The organism is Bhargavaea ginsengi, assembly GCF_900109165.1.
Taxonomy (GTDB): domain Bacteria; phylum Bacillota; class Bacilli; order Bacillales_A; family Planococcaceae; genus Bhargavaea; species Bhargavaea ginsengi.
In genome coordinates, this window is the sequence record NZ_FNZF01000003.1 from 106507 (window position 1) to 119712 (window position 13206).

Here is a 13206-nt window from a genome sequence, read left to right on the forward strand (position 1 = left end):
GTCTATTAACATTGTCTCGCAAATATGTAGCCCTTGGCAATGAAGCGGTCCGGACTGTTACAATTCCTTATAAGGCACGGCCAGCAAACCTTAAGGGGGATTCACAAATGAGAGAAACGGCATTGGGGATCAAAGCGGGGGATGTGATCCGCTTTGAGCGGACATTCACCAAGGAAGACGTGGAGCTGTTCACGAAAGTCTCAAAGGACGAAGGCGACCATCACGTGCAGCCCGACGAGCTCGACCGGCTCATCGTCCAGGGGCTGCTGACGGCGACGCTGCCCACGAAAGTCGGCGGCGACAACAATGTCCTCGCCCGCACGATGAATTTCGAATTCTTCCGGCCGGTATTCACCGGAGATACGATAGTTTGTGACGTCACCATTGAACAGCTGGATAAGAAGGACGAACGAAAAACCGCCATATACGCAACATTCCGCTGCGACAACCAGCACGGCAAGCAAGTGCTCGGCGGGAGTTTTGGTGGAGTGATTTTGACGGGGGAATGAGGTTCGGGGGCATTGCGTGAAAGTACACGAAGGGGCCGCGAAATTACACCAAACGACCTTGAAAGTACACCAAAGGGCCGCTAAAGTACACTATCCGTCGACGAAAGTACACTATGGACGCCCAAAAGTACACCATCCGCCCGCGAAAGTACACTAACGTCTCCCGAAAGTACACAACCGCGCGCCCATCACGAAAAAACGCCTGTCCATCAGGACGGGCGTTTTCATATTCAGCTCGTTTTCAGCAACCCCTGCGAATGCATGCAGTCCATGAGATCTTCTACGGCCATTTCTCCTGCGTGAATCCACCTGTTTTTATCGGTGATGTTCCCGTCTTTATCAACCGGACTCTGGAACTGGCTAAAGCCGGTTGCATCCATCAGGGAACTTCCGTCATGATCCAGGCCTACATGCACCACATGCTTGATCACATAAGGCGTGCCGAACTTGATGGTAGCAAACGGGTGATCCAGCTGGCCGTCCACGACGACGAACGGAAGGCGGACATAGATGGTTTCTCCGCCTTCCTGGCAGAGGGTATAGTCAAAGCAGCCATGGTCATAGTCCCAGTTTCCGCCCATATGATAGCCGAGGTCACGAATGCAGTCGCTCACAATGCCGTAAGATGCCTCTTTCCCTTCAAGTTGTGTCTGAAGCTTCAGCATGCTGTCTCCTCCTCTGTGTTGTTCCTTTTCAGCATTTACAAAAGGAAAGGAGAGCATACCTGTTCAGCTTAGACTTCAAAGGCGGTAAAGCTGCCTTCTTCGTTGAAATCACTGACCTGGACCACCCGGTCGGTAAACGGTTCGACTGATTCCGGATTGGTGCCGATGAGCAGAGACAGCACCTGGAAAGCCTTCTCACGTTTTAATTGGTGAAATTGCTCCAGGAATTCGTCCGTTACCTGATCTTCACCGTCTGTGACAAACACGAGGTCGGCCTCTTTAAATCGGCTTTCGCCGATGACCTCCAAGGCTTCCCCGAGGGCAAGCTCGAATTTTGTCCCGCCTCCAAGAAATGCTTCTGCGAGCCGGACGATCTGAGAGGCGCTGATGTCCCCTTTGCTGAATTCAAACTGCCGGACCTGGGATGAAAACAAGATCAGGCACAGGTCCCGCTTCTGTCTTTTCGCAATCGACATCAGGGCGAGGACAAACCCTTTTGACTGGGTGTCCAGTTCCCTCATGCTGTCCGACTGGTCCAGGCAAATGACGATCGGGCCTTTATTCAGATGCTCGGGGCCTTTGAGTTCAAATTGCATCGTCTGCCTTTCAGAAAAGCGCCTGAGGAAATCCATCTTCGTCAGCGGATGCGTATAGAGGCTGAGTTCGACCGGCAGCAAGTTTTCAACGTCAATCCCGGTCGTGACACCCTGCCTGGCCACCGACTCGGTCTGCTTCGCCTTTTGCTTTTTCCGAGCAGCCTGTTTGAACCGTCCCGCCCAGTCCGCAATCTCCTTCAGCCTGCGATCAGTTGAGATTTTCTCCGCCAGGTAGATCTTGTCGCGCAGCGGGACTTTCCTCAGTTCCGCATCCCCGCTTCCCGCGCGGCTCCCGCCCAGGAGGGATTTCAGCCATTCTCCGGCCTGCTGGACCTCGTCCCGCGCCTGATCCATCGATTGCCGGAAGCTTTCCAGATTGAATTCAATCGTCTCCTTGAGCTTCTCGTTGAATTCTTCCATGCTTTCCGCAATGGCTTCCGGATTTAGCTCCTCTTGCTGCCGGCTGGCCTGTTCACGCACATTTCGGAGCTGCTCCCGCAGGCTCTTGTCTTTTTCCGTCTGCATGACCAGCCATTGATGGGCCTTTTCACCGGTTTTGAGTGTGCTGATCGCGGAGGCCCAGTCGTTTAACCGGGTGAAATGGCGGAATGATTCAAAGGACGGATCGGCCATGATTGCCTGCATGATCTGCTTGTTGGCGGCAAGGGATCCGTCCACTTCCTCTTCTGTGATGGAAGGCTTCATTTTGTACAGGGATGCCCAGATGTCTCCGAGCAGCGGTTCGAAAGTTGGCATGACCGCTTCTTCCCTGAGTTCTTGGAGTCCCTTCGACATCTCCATGATTTCCTTGAACCGCCTCTTGTCGAAGGCGTCTGTGTTCAGGACAGAGATATTTTCTTCGAAGTCCAGCTTACTCATCCGGCATCGCCTCACATTCTGTAGTAGATCCCGGACGTATCCTGGCCATTATCGCCTTCATACATCGAGTTCACGGCAAGTTCCTGTTGCATCGATTTCACTTTAAGGAGGACCGTGTCGATTTCTTCGCTCCGGCCTTCATGGCGCACTTTCAACTGCTCCAGATTAGCCTCGAGCTTTTTCAGCTTCTGGGACGCTTCCATGCCATACTCGGCCGACGGATCTTTCCTGACCCGCCCGAAGATATCCTTCGCCTCACGCCTCATCGAATCAAGCGTTTTGACCAGTGCGTCCTGGGCGTGCCTGCGCACGATGATGCAGACGATCTCTTTCTGGTCGGTCGTCTCCCATAGGGAATGTTCGAGGAGGATCAGGTCTTCCGGCAATACAGTCTGGCGCTTGTTGATCAGCGCCCTCGCCTGCAGGAGGGACAGCGACTGCTTGAACCTGCGGTCGGAAGGGCGGATCCCTTCATCCCGCAGCTCGTTCCGGATTTTCAACAGGGCCGTATAGACTTCGTCCTGGATGGCGACCTGATCCGTCATGTGCTGAAGATCGATCAGCTCCTCCAGAGTCATCACCGGCCTCTGCTGATGCTGGCCCGAGTCTTTCATCATCGCAATGAAATTCGCCTCATCCGCGATATAATCGACTTCAAAACGGAGGAGGAAACGGTCGAACAGGGCTTCAAGCCCCTCCCCGTCTTCCGGAAATTCGTTGGACGCCCCGATCACCGACATAAGCGGCACCTGCACCGGAGCACCGTCATTGTAAAAGACCCGCTCATTCAAGAGGGTCAGAAGGCTGTTGAGGATCGCACTGTTCGCTTTGAAGATCTCATCCAGAAACGCCACATGCGCCTCCGGCATCTTGTTTTTCGTATTCCGCTTGTAGACACCCTGCTCCAGGTCCTTCAGCGACAAAGGGCCGAACAGCTCCTCCGGCGTGCTGAACCTCGTCAGCAGCCACTGGAAATACTGTGTCCCTTGGATCATCTTTGAAAGCTCCATGACCAGCGCGGATTTCGCCGTGCCGGCAGGGCCAATCATGAGGATATGCTGCCGCGCCAATGCCGCAACCAGGATCGCCTCGATCTCGGCTTCGCGCTCCTGGAACCTCGCATTCAACGCATCTTTGATTTCATCTATTTTTGCAAGATTATTTTCCATCTCACCACTGCTCCTGTCTCATGCTGTCTGTATGCAATAAGCGTTTCCACGTTTTACATTCCCTAATCTGCAAAGCAGTAAGCCATGGGGGATGTTGATGGCAAAAAGAAAAACGCTCATCCCTTTTGGGACAAGCGCTCAATCAGGCAACTGATTCACATTTAATCTTCCAGCAGATTCACCGCAAAGATAAACTCAATCTCAACCGGGGTATTGTCCGGCAGTTCCGCCGCACCAATGGCAGAGCGGGCATGGCGCCCTTTCTCGCCGAAGATCTTCACCAGCAGTTCGGAAGCCGCATCGAGGACTTTCGACGGTTCATAAAAACCGGGTGCCGTCTGGACAAAGCCGGTCACCTTCAACACTTGTTCCACCCGGTCGAGACTTCCGACTTCAGCCTTCAGAACACTAAGCCCTTTCAGCACGCAGTACTCGGCTAGTTCCCTCGCCTGCTCAACCGTCACGTCTTTGCCGACCTTCCCCGAATACGGCACACGACCATCGATCCTCGGAACCTGGCCGCTCACGTATGCCGTCCCCTGGTGGACCGTGACCGGCACATAACTGTATAAAGGGGCTACTGACTCCGGAAGCTCCAGGCCCAACTCTTTCAAGCGATTCTCAATCGTATCCATTCCATTTATCCCCCAATCTTTATATCGTACAAATGCGCTCATCCTTAACAGTATCAAGATGGGATAGGCGTTTTCCGACGACCGGCAGATATCATCCCATGTAATCCTCAACCAATTCATAGCATCGTTCTTCGGTAAGTCGGGCCAGAACCATTACATATTCCAGGTGCTCCTGCGTTCCGCCTTTGAATTTCTGCGATGCTTCCAGTGCAGTTTCATCTCTATACTTGATCCAATCTCTTTGTTCTACTCTTAGCCGATCCATCTCATCTTGCGACAGCTGTTCCTGCAAAACCCCGTAGATCTCATTCAGCAACTCATCCCAAATCTCCCATTTGTCGTTGGCCACCTTTTTCAAGGCGTAGGTTGATGAATCGGTTTCCTTGAGCTGGTCTGTTTCAGCTTTTGCGTCACTTAGCTTCTGGAGGTATTCCTCCTTGTTGCTGATTTCGCCGGTACGGCTGGCCGTTTCTTCCTGATTATTCGTTTGATTGATTTCAGTGCTTTCTGATGTGACCTCTTCTTGTTCAATGATTGTGTCATCATTGGGCGCATCCGCTCGTACAACTGTTGTCGACTCCCTGTTTGACGAATGATCAGCCAGTTCGATATCCGTTTTAGTAGAGGAACTGTTGCAGGCCCCCAGGATTATCATGGCTGCCGTTAGCATGATCATTAACCCGCCTTTTCTCATCTCCAACGCCCCCAAGCCTTATTAGTCTCATTTTAATCAGATTGTGTCATTTCTTCTTTTTCTTCTCTATTTCAACCCCTCAACCCTCCAATTCCAGAAGATTTCCAGATCAATATGGGTTCAAGTTCATAAAGAAAACGCCTGCCCCGAATGGGACAAGCGTTTTTGCGTAAGCTTCCAGCCGGGCTCGAACCGGCGACCTCTTCCTTACCATGGAAGCACTCTGCCTACTGAGCTATGGAAGCATAATAATAGGTGAAAATAAAAATGGCTCCGCAGGTAGGACTCGAACCTACGACCGATCGGTTAACAGCCGATTGCTCTACCACTGAGCTACTGCGGAATATTGAAATATCGTACCGACAGATATCATTATACACAGGACATCGGGACGTTTCAACCCTATTTTATTAATTGCGTAACCTGTTCCAGTCTGTCCGAATTGCCCGGATTCTATACCCATTTCGCCTTGCTCATGCCCGTCCCCTTCGCCGCATAAGCTGATAAGAGCGAGTTTCACGGAAAGGGGCGCCCCCGATGAAGAAGTTGCTGCTGTTTGGGCTGTTTTTCCTGTTTACCGCATTTGTGCTCGTCCGTTCTTCGGGCGGCGGGCCGCTCATTCCCGTCTTTAACATCACCCAAGAGCCCGATGTCATTGTAAAGGGCAGCCACGGCACCGCAGTGACGGTCGACTTGTCATTCGGCGATTCTGAGGTAAAAGCGTGGCTTGAGGAACTGCAGGCACCGTACCCGCTCATCTTCGCCGATCTTGCCTGGCTGGAACGCTCTCCTGAGCTGGTCAAGCTGATGATTGACCGGAACATTCCGGTCGGCCTGCTTGGAGCGGAAGGCAAACTGTACGAAGAGGAACCGAAGCTGCTGGGTGAGCAGATCGCCATATACGAGGCTCACTTCAGCCGCAAGCCGCTTTACTTCCGGACGTCCGACGAAGAGTTCCCGAAAACGCTCCAAAAACAACTATTCGAGGCTGAGGTGAACGCACTCGGATCGACAATGCGGTGGGACGGCGGCAAGCTGCCGAAAAAGCGGGAAGGCCTAATTTTGTCCATCCAGCATCACCAGGAAAAACGGACGGACCTGAAAAAAGTCTCCCAACTCCTATCCGCCAATGAATTCCTGACGATCGAAGATGTGCTGTTCGGTGTGGAAACGAAGGAAAAGAAGTTCCCTTAAACCAAGAAAACACCCGGCGTCTGCCGGGTGTCGGAGCGGTCCCCCATCATTGGGCGGGCCGTTTTTTCTTTTGTTTCGGATTGCCGGAAGCAGCTTCGGCCCGTTTGCGGGCTTCGCGGCGCTCCTGGCGCTTTTTGATGTCTTCTTCCGATTTGGCATTGTATTTCGGCAACATGAGCAGCTGATACATATTCACGGCCAGCAGCGGGAACAACAGGATGGTGACCCACTGGTCGATGTTGCCGCTCCGGACCATCAGCGCCGGAAGCCATTCAAGCGTCGTGATGACGATCATGAAGAAGAGCGACGAAATGAGGACGTGCTTTTTGCCGGTCATCTTCACCTTCAGCCATGCTGTCAGCGCAGGCACGGCGATCAGGAAGAAGAGCAGCATCAGGTAAAGGGCGGTCCGGCTTCCGTCGCCCTGCGTGATGTCAAAACGGAAGAACACCAGGTCAAACAAAACGACCGCGATGATGAGCATCTGCACCCAGTTCCAGAGGGTCAGAGAACGGAAGATGTTCACGCCGAACTGGTGAACCGTCAAATAAGCGAAAAAGCCCATCTGTGCCACGACGCTCATCGTGAAACCGAGAAAGACCATCCAGAGGAATGCTGCGATGAATTCGCCAAATTCCCCGGACTGGATAAATGGAGAAAACGTATCGTTCCAGCGCACGATCAGACCTACGAGGCCGGTGATGCCGCCCCCGATCAGGAGTGCGTTGAGGAAAAATTTAAACCAGTTGCGTATTGTCACGTCAGATTAAGCCTCCGTTTTTAATTTCCATTCTTAAGTGTATCAACGATGCCCTGAAAAATCTATTTTGCGCACGCATAGTCTGCTCCGAATTGTGAACAATAATTGAAACGATGGCGGGAAAGGATTTGATGCGTGTGAAGCGGTTCATCCCGGCCGGTCTCGCTCTTCTCCTTCTTTCGGGATGCGGAGGCGGGCAGGCCGCCCCGAACTATGAAGAGACGAAAAAAATGGTAACCGACGCCCTCCAGACCGAGGATGGCAAAAAAGCGATCCGCGATCTTCTCTCCGATCCGGAATTCAAGGACATGGTCGCCCTCGAACAGGAGGAAGTAAAGACCTCAATCGAGGAAACGATGCTGTCAGACAAGGGCAAGGAGTTCTGGAAAAAGCAGTTCGAGGACCCGAAATTCAAGGAAACCATCGCCAAATCGATGCAGGAGCAGCAGCAGGACGTCATGAAACAGCTCATGAAGGATCCGGACTTCCAGAAAGACTTGGAGTCCCTGTTCGGACAGGCGGAAATGCAGAAGACCCTCGGTGAAGTCATGAAATCCTCTGACATGCGCGAGGAGATGAAGAAAGTCGTCGAAGAGACAATCAACTCCCCAACCCTCGCCTCGAAGTGGCAGAAACTCATCGAGGAAGCCGGCAAGAAAGAAGGCGGCGGGAGCGAGGGAGAAAGCGGAGGCGGCGGTGAAGGCGGAGGCAAAAAAGATGAAGGAAGCGGCGGGGGCGGAGGCTCCTGACGTCGGAGAAAAGGACGATCCGGAGAAAACCGGGATCGTTCTTTTTTGATGTTTTCTTTATAATCAGAGGAAAGGGGGAAGCTCATGAAGGCATCTGAGATCGTCTGGCACAACGAGGAATCTGTCCGTTTCATGCAGTCACTCAGCAAGCTGTCCGAAGAAGAATGGCGGCGGCCGCTCGGTCCGGGCAAGTGGACAATAGCGGAAGTTGCCGGCCATTTCGCGCCTTGGGACCGGTTTATCCTGGAACGCCGGCTTCCGTATTTAATCGTGGGTGATCCGATGCCTGAGGGACCGGGTGCGGATGAGCTGAATGCAGGCTCCGCACGGAATAGCCGCGAGCGAAGCCGGGATGAAACGATTGACGAGTTCGTCTCGGTCCGCCGGCAGCTGATTACCGCACTGCGCGATCTGCCGGACGGCGACTGGAGCCGGGACTTCCAGATCGGGAAGTCCCGGATGACGCTCGGGCATTACTTTGCTGGAATGATTGAGCACGACGAGCACCATTTCCGGCAAATCCGGCAGGCACTGGAGAGTGAATAAAATGGGGTTCCGGCTGTCCGGAACCCCATTTTTATATTTCCTCTTTTGTCATGACAATGAAGCGCGTATCGTCACGGGTGAATGTGCCGGTCTCCCGGAAGCCGGATTTCCGGTACAGGCGGATGGCGCGTTCGTTAAAGTCTGCCACGGTGAGGCGGTAGGCTGCGGGTGACCGAGTCTCCCTCAGGTGGTCAAGGATGAAAGAGACAAATGCTTGCACCCCCTTGTCCAGTGCGCTCCGGCTTCATCCCGAGGCCGATATCGATGATTCCGTCTTCTTTCGAATAGGCGCCTGCCCCGTATCCCGCCGGCACCCGGGCCTCTGCTCCGGTGCAGAAAAAGCCGATCAGCAGGCCGTCTTCGACAACGGCTTCATATTCTCCGAGCTCCTCCGCCCCTTCTCCGTCCATATTGTAGAAATCATACGGCGGCGGATACGCCCAACCCGTGATCTCCCTCGCTTCCCGTTCGCCCATAGGCCGAATCTCCATATCATTCATCCTTTCCCAGCATGACGAACCATTCGACGGCGGGCGTCTCCGCTCCTCTTTCAGGAACGGGCTTTGGCAGCGAAAGTGACGAATCGCGTCCTGAAAGTGACGAATAGGCTCGCGAAAGTGACGATTCACCCCCTGAAAGTGACGAATCGCACGTTGAAAGTGATGAAAGCAAAAACCGCCGCACCCCATCGGGCGCAGCGGCTGCTGAGTCAAATCAGTTATTCCTAGGGTCAAACGGGCTGACCGGGCCTTCGTTCTGCGCAGGCTCGCTGTCCTTGCCGAGCTTCGCCACGATATTAGAGGCGATTTCGCCGTAAAGCTTGCCTGTCGGATGGTCTTCGCCGTATACGGACGGGGCGAAGTCGTTTTCGTCCCAGTCCGGCTGGCCGAGCGGGATCTGGCCGAGCAGTTCGGTGCGAAGCTCTTCGGCCAGTTTCGGGCCGCCGCCCTTGCCGAAGACATACTCCTTCTCGCCAGACTTGGACTCGTACCACGACATGTTCTCGACGACGCCGAGAATTTCGTGTTCTGTTTTGAGCGCCATCGCACCCGCGCGCGCCGCGACAAATGCGGCTGTCGGGTGAGGCGTCGTGACGATCAGTTCCTTCGACGTCGGCAGCATCTGGTGGACGTCCAGCGCCACGTCGCCCGTGCCCGGAGGCAGGTCGAGGAGGAGGAAGTCAAGGTCGCCCCACTCCACATCGCGGAAGAACTGGTCAAGCACCTTGCCGAGCATCGGGCCGCGCCAGACGACCGGCGCGTTCTGGTCGACGAAAAAGTCCATCGAGATGACCTTCACGCCAAAGCGCTCAACCGGGATGATCGAGTTGCCGCGGACAACCGGGTTCTGCTCGATGCCCATCATGTTCGGTACGCTGAAGCCGTAGATATCGGCATCGACGAGGCCGACTTTCTTGCCCATACGAGCAAGCGCGACGGCGAGGTTGACGGAAACCGTCGACTTGCCGACGCCGCCTTTGCCGGATGCGACCGAGATGATCTGCACTTTGTTCAGCGGCGACAGGATATCCTGTGCCTCGGAAACGTCCGCCGTGCCGCGGAACTGCTCGAGTTTCTCAGCCGGCAGTTCTTCGAAGCGGATGCCGACCGTCTTCACGCCGGCCTTTTTCAGCGTGTCGACGACTTTCATCTGAAGCTGCATCTGTTCGGCGTTGTTGATCTTGGCGATCGCAAGCTTGACGCTCGCATGCTCTTTTTCTTCTTTGATCGAGACTTCTGTGATGCCGCCGGTCTCGTCCAATGTACGGTGAAGGAACGGGTCCTGAAGTGCTCCGACCAGTTCCCGGATTTGTTGTTCATTAATCAATTTCAGACACTCCCAATCCGGTCATTTCTACCTACAGTATACCATAGGGAAATGCCGAATCGAGCAGACGGCTCACTGGACGTCCTGCGACAGATAATCCGATACGCCGTCCGCGATCGCGGAGGCCATTTTCTTCTGGTAGCCTGCATCCGTCAGCAGGCCGCGCTCTTCAGGATTACTCAGGAAACCGGTCTCAATCAGCACTGCCGGTGTCGGCACTTTCTTCAGCAGGTACACCTGACGGACGGCGAGTGCCTCCCGCTCCGTGTTCTTCACGTTCTCGACGATCGAACCCTGCACCGCCTTTGCCAGAAGCTCACTTTTCGGATGACCTTCATGGTGGTAGAACACCTGCGCCCCGCGCCACTTTTCCTCCGGCACGGCGTTCCCGTGGATGCTCAGGAACATATCCGGCTCCTCATCGATTGCGATCTGTTCCCGAAGCTTCAGGTCCGCCATCTTCCGGGCACGGATCGAAGGGAAATCCTTCCCCGGCTCCCGCTCCGCGAGCGCATCACCGCTTTTCGTTCGCGTCATGATGACAGTCGCGCCCTTTTTCTTCAGCTGCTTTTCCAATTCCTTCGCAATCGCCAGGTTAATATCGCCTTCGATGATATCTCCCGAAGACGCGCCCCCGTCCGGTCCGCCGTGCCCCGGATCAATCACGACCTTCACTCCGCCCATCGGCTCCGGCAGGAAAAAGTCGCGGTCCGACGCGAACGTCTCATAGGCCAGGAACGCCGCGGACGCGATCAGGATAAATGCAAGAACCACAACCCGCCTCTTCAACTTCCCCATGCGTAACGGTCACCGCCTTTTTCATCATCATACGCCCGAGGTGGACCGGCTATGCTTGGACGGGAGACGGGCGGTACGGGTTCTTTTCGGACGGATCGGAGGAGTTGATGAGTGAATACTTGGGGCCGGCGCGAAATACCCTGTTGCCGGCGCAAATCTTCCAGTTGCCGGCGCGAACCCCCAGCTCCGCTCCATAAGAAAAACCGGCACACCCAAAAGGTGCGCCGGTTTCGCCCGGTCAGGCGATGACTTCGCCTTCCCACGCCAGCATGCCGCCGGTCATATTCGTCACGTTGTAGCCGTTGCCGTCAAGGAAGTTGCAGGCCATCGAGCTGCGGTTGCCGGAGCGGCAGATGATGATGTATTCCTTGTCCGCATCCAGTTCCCCAAGCCGCTCGGGAATTTCCTGGAGCGGGATGTGCACCGCGCCGGGGATCATGCCGGCCGCGACTTCCTCATCTTCGCGGACGTCAATCATATTTGGCTGTTCGCCTGCGTCGAGGCGGGCTTCCAGATCTTTCACAGAAATTTCGTTCATGGCAATCCCTCCTGGGGTTTATTGTAACGTATCAGTACATCTTCATGTACTGCTCGCGCTCCCACGGGTGGACGGTCATGCGATATTGTTCCCACTCCATGCGTTTGGCGGCCATGTAGTTGTTGTAGATATGGCTGCCGAGCGCAGCGATGATGGTCTCGTCGGCCTGGAGGGAGTTGAGCGCGTGGTCGAGGTCGGTCGGCAGCGTGCCGATGCCGGCCTCTTCCAGCTCCTCCGGTGTCATCTCATACAGGTTCCGGTTGACCGGCGCCGGGACATCGAGGTCCCGCTTGATGCCGTCGAGGCCGGCCTTCAGGATGACCGCGAGCGCCAGGTACGGGTTCGCGGACGGGTCGACGGAGCGCACCTCGATCCGGGTGGACAGTCCCCGGGATGCCGGGATCCGGACGAGCGGGCTGCGGTTCTGTGCGCTCCATGCCACGTAGCTCGGAGCCTCATAGCCCGGCACGAGCCGCTTGTACGAGTTGACGGTCGGATTTGTGACCGCCGTGAAGCTGCGGACGTGCTCGAGGACACCTGCCATGAATTTATAGGCGGTCTCGCTCAGCTTCATCTGGCCTTCTTCGTCGAAGAACGCGTTTTCGTCTCCCTTGAAAAGGGAGATGTTGCAGTGCATGCCGGATCCCGCGACGCCGAACAGCGGCTTCGGCATGAATGTCGCATGCAGGCCGTGCTTGCGCGCGATCGTCTTGACGACGAGCTTGAATGTCTGGATATTGTCACATGCGGCAAGTGCGTCCGCATACTTGAAGTCGATTTCATGCTGGCCCGGTGCCACTTCGTGGTGGGACGCCTCGATCTCGAAGCCCATCTCTTCCAGCTCGAGCACGATGTCCCGGCGGCAGTTCTCGCCGAGGTCGGTCGGCGCGAGGTCGAAGTAGCCGCCGTTGTCATTGAGCTCTAGCGTCGGCTGCAGATTATGGTCGAGCTTGAACAGGAAAAACTCCGGCTCCGGCCCGAGGTTGAAGTGGGTGAAGCCCATTTCTTCCATCTCTTTCAGGACGCGCTTCAGGTTATTCCGCGGATCCCCCTCGAACGGCGTGCCGTCCGCCTTGGAGATGTCGCAGATCAGCCGCGCGACCTTGCCCTTGCCTGTTGTCCACGGGAATACCATCCACGTGTCGAGGTCAGGGAACAGGTACATATCGGATTCCTCGATCCTCACAAAGCCTTCGATCGAAGAGCCGTCGAACATCATCTTGTTGTCGAGCGCCTTGTCGAGCTGGCTGACCGGGATCTCCACGTTTTTGATCGTGCCGAGCACGTCGGTGAATTGGAGACGGATGAAATTCACATTGTCTTCCTCAACAAACTTCCAGATGTCATCGCGTGTATACTTACCCATTTCAGCCACTCTCCTTTTACAGTATTGCAACGGCGCCCGGCCATCACATTTTTTTATCATACTGTCGCAAAAGGGCATACGCAAGAACATTTTAAGGAATTTTATTGAAGAAATGAGATTTTCTTTTCCAACTAATAGGCAAAACAAAATCCCTTCCCCATAAATGGGAAAAGGATGAAATTGGAAGCGTTTTATTTCCCTGATTCTTCCTTCAGACGAAAAAGGGAGCGGGCAATCAGAATAGCACAGGGAAAGAGTCCAGACAAGCTTCGGCTGATGAG

16 protein-coding genes and 2 tRNA genes are annotated in these 13206 nt (G+C 54.8%); 4 read left to right on the forward strand and 14 right to left on the reverse strand.

The window, feature by feature from the left end:
• The first annotated feature begins 107 nt into the window (after positions 1-107).
• A complete protein-coding gene (locus tag BMX91_RS09185; RefSeq protein WP_407640877.1) occupies positions 108-509 on the forward strand; it encodes an FAS1-like dehydratase domain-containing protein in 402 nt (133 codons plus the stop codon).
• 230 nt (positions 510-739) lie between these two features.
• Here the strand turns inward: BMX91_RS09185 and BMX91_RS09190 are convergent, their stop codons facing one another.
• The 7 genes from BMX91_RS09190 to BMX91_RS09220 all read right to left on the reverse strand — a co-directional run bounded on the left by BMX91_RS09190 (position 740) and on the right by BMX91_RS09220 (position 5490).
• Positions 740-1174, reverse strand: coding sequence for a YugN family protein (locus BMX91_RS09190; protein ID WP_092052705.1), 435 nt, complete (start codon positions 1172-1174; stop codon positions 740-742).
• Positions 1175-1242: 68 nt separating this feature from the next.
• Positions 1243-2649: a vWA domain-containing protein gene (locus BMX91_RS09195; protein ID WP_092052708.1), complete on the reverse strand. Its 1407-nt coding sequence runs from the start codon at positions 2647-2649 to the stop codon at positions 1243-1245.
• Positions 2650-2660: 11 nt separating this feature from the next.
• The gene (locus tag BMX91_RS09200) at positions 2661-3818 is read right to left on the reverse strand and encodes an AAA family ATPase (RefSeq protein WP_092052712.1); all 1158 of its coding nucleotides are present in this window, start codon (positions 3816-3818) and stop codon (positions 2661-2663) included.
• A gap of 161 nt (positions 3819-3979) precedes the next feature.
• Complete coding sequence (locus BMX91_RS09205) at positions 3980-4453, reverse strand: RidA family protein (RefSeq protein WP_092052716.1); 474 nt, start codon at positions 4451-4453, stop codon at positions 3980-3982.
• 91 nt (positions 4454-4544) lie between these two features.
• The gene (locus BMX91_RS09210; protein WP_092052719.1) at positions 4545-5147 is read right to left on the reverse strand and encodes a lysozyme inhibitor LprI family protein; all 603 of its coding nucleotides are present in this window, start codon (positions 5145-5147) and stop codon (positions 4545-4547) included.
• A gap of 172 nt (positions 5148-5319) precedes the next feature.
• Positions 5320-5392: transfer RNA gene (locus BMX91_RS09215), tRNA-Thr, on the reverse strand.
• A gap of 23 nt (positions 5393-5415) precedes the next feature.
• A tRNA-Asn gene (locus BMX91_RS09220) sits at positions 5416-5490 on the reverse strand.
• A 194-nt stretch (positions 5491-5684) separates the two neighbouring features.
• Here BMX91_RS09220 and BMX91_RS09230 point away from each other — a divergent pair.
• The gene (locus BMX91_RS09230; RefSeq protein WP_092052726.1) at positions 5685-6341 is read left to right on the forward strand and encodes a hypothetical protein; all 657 of its coding nucleotides are present in this window, start codon (positions 5685-5687) and stop codon (positions 6339-6341) included.
• 46 nt (positions 6342-6387) lie between these two features.
• Here the strand turns inward: BMX91_RS09230 and BMX91_RS09235 are convergent, their stop codons facing one another.
• Positions 6388-7101, reverse strand: a complete 714-nt coding sequence (locus tag BMX91_RS09235; RefSeq protein WP_092052728.1) for a KinB-signaling pathway activation protein — start codon at positions 7099-7101, stop codon at positions 6388-6390.
• 137 nt (positions 7102-7238) lie between these two features.
• On the opposite strand from BMX91_RS09235, the gene gerD reads away from it, so the two are divergent.
• Positions 7239-7850, forward strand: a complete 612-nt coding sequence (gene gerD, locus BMX91_RS09240; RefSeq protein ID WP_245744375.1) for a spore germination lipoprotein GerD — start codon at positions 7239-7241, stop codon at positions 7848-7850.
• 84 nt (positions 7851-7934) lie between these two features.
• Positions 7935-8396 (forward strand): DinB family protein, encoded by a 462-nt coding sequence (locus tag BMX91_RS09245; protein ID WP_092052734.1) that lies wholly within the window; start codon positions 7935-7937, stop codon positions 8394-8396.
• A 31-nt stretch (positions 8397-8427) separates the two neighbouring features.
• On the opposite strand, the gene BMX91_RS15920 is transcribed toward BMX91_RS09245, so the two are convergent.
• From BMX91_RS15920 to glnA, 6 genes are all read right to left on the reverse strand, one after another.
• Positions 8428-8616 (reverse strand): GNAT family N-acetyltransferase, encoded by a 189-nt coding sequence (locus tag BMX91_RS15920; protein ID WP_245744377.1) that lies wholly within the window; start codon positions 8614-8616, stop codon positions 8428-8430.
• Complete coding sequence (locus BMX91_RS09250; RefSeq protein WP_245744379.1) at positions 8588-8887, reverse strand: hypothetical protein; 300 nt, start codon at positions 8885-8887, stop codon at positions 8588-8590. The genes BMX91_RS15920 and BMX91_RS09250 overlap by 29 nt, the downstream gene beginning before the upstream one ends.
• 223 nt (positions 8888-9110) lie before the next feature.
• Complete coding sequence (locus BMX91_RS09255; RefSeq protein WP_092052737.1) at positions 9111-10223, reverse strand: Mrp/NBP35 family ATP-binding protein; 1113 nt, start codon at positions 10221-10223, stop codon at positions 9111-9113.
• A gap of 72 nt (positions 10224-10295) precedes the next feature.
• Positions 10296-11021 (reverse strand): N-acetylmuramoyl-L-alanine amidase, encoded by a 726-nt coding sequence (locus BMX91_RS09260; protein WP_092052740.1) that lies wholly within the window; start codon positions 11019-11021, stop codon positions 10296-10298.
• Between the two features lie 238 nt (positions 11022-11259).
• Positions 11260-11559: a rhodanese-like domain-containing protein gene (locus tag BMX91_RS09265; RefSeq protein WP_092052743.1), complete on the reverse strand. Its 300-nt coding sequence runs from the start codon at positions 11557-11559 to the stop codon at positions 11260-11262.
• A gap of 31 nt (positions 11560-11590) precedes the next feature.
• Complete coding sequence (gene glnA / locus BMX91_RS09270) at positions 11591-12925, reverse strand: type I glutamate--ammonia ligase (protein WP_092052746.1); 1335 nt, start codon at positions 12923-12925, stop codon at positions 11591-11593.
• Between the last annotated feature and the right edge of the window lie 281 nt (positions 12926-13206).

Bases quoted from the DNA above. Each gene is read 5' to 3' on its own strand.
- BMX91_RS09195 (WP_092052708.1), bottom strand. From the start codon at position 2,649: ATGAGTAAGCTGGACTTCGAAGAAAATATCTCTGTCCTGAACACAGAC.
- BMX91_RS09190 (WP_092052705.1), bottom strand. From the start codon at position 1,174: ATGCTGAAGCTTCAGACACAACTTGAAGGGAAAGAGGCATCTTACGGC.
- BMX91_RS09200 (WP_092052712.1), bottom strand. From the start codon at position 3,818: ATGGAAAATAATCTTGCAAAAATAGATGAAATCAAAGATGCGTTGAAT.
- BMX91_RS09230 (WP_092052726.1), top strand. From the start codon at position 5,685: ATGAAGAAGTTGCTGCTGTTTGGGCTGTTTTTCCTGTTTACCGCATTT.
- BMX91_RS09205 (WP_092052716.1), bottom strand. From the start codon at position 4,453: ATGGATACGATTGAGAATCGCTTGAAAGAGTTGGGCCTGGAGCTTCCG.
- BMX91_RS09250 (WP_245744379.1), bottom strand. From the start codon at position 8,887: ATGGAGATTCGGCCTATGGGCGAACGGGAAGCGAGGGAGATCACGGGT.
- BMX91_RS09245 (WP_092052734.1), top strand. From the start codon at position 7,935: ATGAAGGCATCTGAGATCGTCTGGCACAACGAGGAATCTGTCCGTTTC.
- BMX91_RS09265 (WP_092052743.1), bottom strand. From the start codon at position 11,559: ATGAACGAAATTTCTGTGAAAGATCTGGAAGCCCGCCTCGACGCAGGC.
- BMX91_RS09185 (WP_407640877.1), top strand. From the start codon at position 108: ATGAGAGAAACGGCATTGGGGATCAAAGCGGGGGATGTGATCCGCTTT.
- BMX91_RS09210 (WP_092052719.1), bottom strand. From the start codon at position 5,147: ATGAGAAAAGGCGGGTTAATGATCATGCTAACGGCAGCCATGATAATC.
- BMX91_RS09260 (WP_092052740.1), bottom strand. From the start codon at position 11,021: ATGGGGAAGTTGAAGAGGCGGGTTGTGGTTCTTGCATTTATCCTGATC.
- glnA (WP_092052746.1), bottom strand. From the start codon at position 12,925: ATGGGTAAGTATACACGCGATGACATCTGGAAGTTTGTTGAGGAAGAC.